The organism is Arsukibacterium sp., from assembly GCF_033722355.1.
GTDB lineage: Bacteria > Pseudomonadota > Gammaproteobacteria > Enterobacterales > Alteromonadaceae > Alishewanella.
In genome coordinates this window covers 1-3,952 of sequence record NZ_JAWVZF010000207.1, presented here as the reverse complement: position 1 = coordinate 3,952, position 3,952 = coordinate 1, and the positions used below count along the sequence as shown (strand labels likewise).

General features: G+C 52.5%; 4 protein-coding genes. All 4 read right to left on the bottom strand.

Going from position 1 to position 3,952, the window contains the following annotated elements:
- On the bottom strand, window positions 1-366 hold a 366-nt coding region (locus R3177_RS13650), incomplete at its 3' end, for a type II secretion system F family protein (RefSeq protein WP_318971571.1).
- Between the two features lie 3 nt (window positions 367-369).
- Window positions 370-2,127, bottom strand: a complete 1,758-nt coding sequence (locus tag R3177_RS13645) for a GspE/PulE family protein (RefSeq protein WP_318971570.1) — start codon at window positions 2,125-2,127, stop codon at window positions 370-372.
- Window position 2,128: 1 nt separating this feature from the next.
- Entirely contained in the window at window positions 2,129-3,310 is a 1,182-nt protein-coding gene (locus R3177_RS13640; protein ID WP_318971569.1) for a hypothetical protein, read from the bottom strand.
- Window positions 3,307-3,952: ExeA family protein (locus R3177_RS13635; protein ID WP_318971568.1), on the bottom strand; the 646-nt coding region annotated here is incomplete at its 5' end. The genes R3177_RS13635 and R3177_RS13640, both read right to left, overlap by 4 nt.

Below are 3,952 nucleotides of genomic sequence, written 5' to 3'. Positions count from 1 at the left end.
ATTAGCCATAGCCACCGACAGACTGCGACCGTTTTCCAGTTCGCTGGCCAGATCGGTCATCACCTGACGCAATCGCGGTGAGCCGGTGCTTTCTGCCAGACTTTTTATTGCCCGGATGATCGGAATACCGGCTTTCATCAGTGAATACATCTGGCGGGAGAAGATAATCAGTTCAGTCAGACTGACTCTGGTCTGCCATAGCGCCACGCTGCCACTGCTTTGTGTTGTTACCACAGCTTCTATACTAAGCGGTATATAACGCCTTTGTTTCAGTATATCCGCTGCGGCGGCCTGGCTGGTGGCTTCCAGCTGGCCGCTGACGGCATTGCCGCTGGCATCACGTGCTTTATACTGAAAACTGGCCATAACTTAGTTATCCTCTGCCCCGGCAGACTCGTTTGCGTTGACATCTGGTGTCAGTGGTTCAGTTTCCAGATACTCAGAAACCCTGATCACTTCTTCCAGCGTTGTTACCCCCTGTTGCGCATAATCAAGTGCCATGTTACCAAGACTGACAAAGTCAGCACTCTGATACGCCAGATTACTAAAACCTTCAATATCTGAGCGGCGCAGCGCATCGGCCAGCGGCTTATTGATAACCAGTAATTCAAACACGCCGAGCCGGCCTTTATAACCGGTATGGTGGCATGACTGACAGCCTGCCCCCTGCCAGTAACTGACATCGGCGCTGGCATTGTGATGGCGCAGCCAGGTCAGCTCCAGCTCGTCGGGCTGATGCGGTTGTTTACAATAATCACACAGCCGGCGCACCAGCCGCTGGGCAATAATTGCCCGTAAAGCGCTGGCCACCAGATAGGGCGCAGCGCCCATATCAATTAGCCGTAAGGTGCTGGATACCGCATCATTGGTGTGCAGCGTCGATAATACCAGGTGGCCGGTTAATGCGCCGCGCAGGCCCATTTCAGCGGTTTCCTGATCGCGCATCTCGCCCACCATTATAATGTCAGGGTCCTGACGCAACGTAGTACGCAGTACATTACTGAAGGTCAGACCAATTTTATGGTTAACCTGCACCTGATTTATCCGCGGTAACCGGTATTCTACCGGATCCTCCACTGTGATGATTTTACTGCCAGCCTGATTAAGTTCACTTAATAAACCATAGAGGGTCGTGGTTTTACCCGAGCCGGTCGGCCCGGTAACCAGAATCATACCATGCGGGCTTTGGACAATACGGCGCAACCTGGCAAGCATGGGGGCGGGTATGCCGGTATCTTCCATTTTCAGCACACCGGCAGACTGGTCGAGCAAGCGCATTACTACCGACTCGCCGTACTGCACCGGCATCGTCGACATACGGATATCAATTTTATGCTGCTTTACATTAATCTGAAACCGGCCATCCTGCGGCAGGCGCTTTTCTGAAATATCCAGACTGGCCATCAGTTTTAAGCGCAGTACCAGTGCTGCAGCAATGCTGACTTCGTTTAACGTGCTCTCCTGTAAAATACCATCAACCCGCTGGCGGATCCGCAGCACTTTTTCATCGGGTTCGATATGAATATCGGAAGCCTTAACCTGCACCGCATCTTCAAAAATGGAGCGGAGCAGTTTAGCAATAGTGTTATCGGTCTCTTCCCGGCTTTCTTCTGCCAGTAAAACATCGTCGACATCACCGCTGTGTTCCTGCTTCAGCTGGGTAGCAAAGGTTTCAATATCCTTAGTGCGTCGGTACAGCGAGTCGAATGCATCAAGTAACTGGCTTTCCCGCACCACCGCAATCTTAATTTCCCGTGGCGCCAGTAGCGGAGCTATCTGATCAAGCACGGCTAAATCAGCCGGGTCGTTCATACCCAGCAATACGGAGTCACCCATGTCTTCGATAACCAGTGCCCGGAAGCGACGGGCATGCACTTCAGCCAGCAACTGAGCGGCTTTCGGATCGATTTTTCGCTGGGCGATATCCAGAAAAGGGACCTGCAACTGCTGGGCTAAGAACTGCAGTAATTGCTGCTCTGACAGAAACTGCATTTCTATCAGCGTGGCACCGAGCTTCCGGCCGCTGCTTTTCTGCCGGGCCAGCGCTTGCTCCAGCTGGGCTTCGGTAATAATATGTTCGTGCACCAGCAAATCGCCCAGGCGCATTTTCAGCTTTGGTTTTTGCATACTAGGGTTCTGTCGCCTTCAGCCGTTGTTGAATAAAATGATGACTGCTTACCGATAATGCCTGGCGAAACTGCCAGGCATGCTGATAATACAGGTGGGCCTGCTGCGGCAGTCCCAAATACTCACTGGCCACTGCTGCCCCCAGGCTCCAGCGCCCCTGTTCCGGTTGCAGTTGTTGCAGGCGCTGATACCATTCCAGCGCAGCATCATGTCGCTCCAGTTGCTGTAATACCGTGGCTTTAAATCCAAAATACTCCGGTTCTGCGGCCAGCTCAAATTCGTCAGACAAAAATTCCAGGGCCTGTTGCCACTGCCCTTGTTTTACCGCAAGCTGGGCCAGCTGCATATTTATTTCGGCACTGACAACACCATTTTGACGCGCCTTTAGTAATACCTGGCTGGCCGTGACAACTTGCTGTTGCTTTAACCATAATCTGGCGAGATTAAGATAACTGTCTGCGCTGGCTGGTTGCAAAGCAACAAGCTGTTGCCAGATAACGATAGCCGCACTGATGTCGCCTGCCGCTTCACTGGCATTTGCCCGTAACTGCATTCTGTGCTGCTGCGCTGCAATACTCAGTGGTTGCTTACTGACACTAAGTTGCCCTCTGGCAGCAGGCGGCAATGCAGGCTCAGGCTCGACTATCATCACTTGCCGGGCCTGCTGGCTATCTGTCGCGGAGGACAGCAGTTGATGCGGGTCCGGGGGGGGCACTGTCACGTCTGGCGTAGCGGCGTTTGTAGCTGCTGTCGAAGCAAAGGTGGCTGAAGCGTTATTATGCTCTTTAGTAACAGGCAGCGCTGCAATAAGGGTTTTTGCTGTGTTATCTGCTACCGGTTCGACTAGCGCGGAGAAGGCCGCTTCGCTGTCAGTCAGTGCTGCTGCTATAACGTCGGGTTGTGTCTGCTCTGCATTATTCTGATCATTCGGAACCAGCGATTGTTGCTGCGAACCGGCACCGGCCAATGCCATGTGCCTGTTGTCAGTAACAGTTGCTGCCTGTTGTTGCGTTATGCCATACCAGTAACCGGCAAGCAGCACTAACAACAGGATCAGCAACAGCCAGCGATAGCTTAATATACGGCCTGAGGCAGGTGGCGGTAATTCAGCTAAAGGACTGGCATTTGCCTGCGCTGGCTGACGTTTTTCCAGATCCTGCAACATTTTGTTGATCACACTCATTGCCAAACCCAGGCAAAACAGGCGGCACTGAATACTGCCGCAGCGGTTAGAAACCAGAGATAATAAGAATGTGCTAACCGGGTATCGTCAGTATCCTGCGCAGCAAACCGGATATGTCTGCCGGTGACCCGGCTTTTACCCTCCCCATAAGCCAGCATTAAGCCTTTATGAGCCAGTAAATTTACCAGTCTGGGAATGCCCCGGCTGTAACGGGTCAGCGCCAGCAATGCAAAGCGGTTAAATAATGCCGGGGTTGCCCCTGCAATTTGCAGGCGATGCCGCACATAATGGCGAATTTGCGCCGCCGACATTACCGGCAGTTGATACGCAAATGAAATGCGCTGCCGGAACTGGCGGAACTGCTGACTGGCCAACCTCAGGTCCAACTCAGGCTGGCCAAACAACACAACCTGCAGTAGTTTGCGTTGCTCCGTTTCTAAATTGGTCAGTAAACGCAACGATTCGAGGGTGTTGTCGGGTAAGGCCTGGGCTTCATCTATTACCAGGATAATTTTTTTGCCATTTTGTGCCAGCAGGATAAGTTGCCGCTGCAATAATTGCAGTAACTGGCTGGCGTCGATATTCGCAGAGAACTTTAAGCCAAGTTCTGCCGCCAGGGCCCAGCGTAATTCATTTGGTGTT

Excerpts from the sequence above, each read along its gene's own strand:
- R3177_RS13640 (WP_318971569.1), bottom strand. The coding sequence starts at position 3,310 with ATGAGTGTGATCAACAAAATGTTGCAGGATCTGGAAAAACGTCAGCCA.
- R3177_RS13645 (WP_318971570.1), bottom strand. The coding sequence starts at position 2,127 with ATGCAAAAACCAAAGCTGAAAATGCGCCTGGGCGATTTGCTGGTGCAC.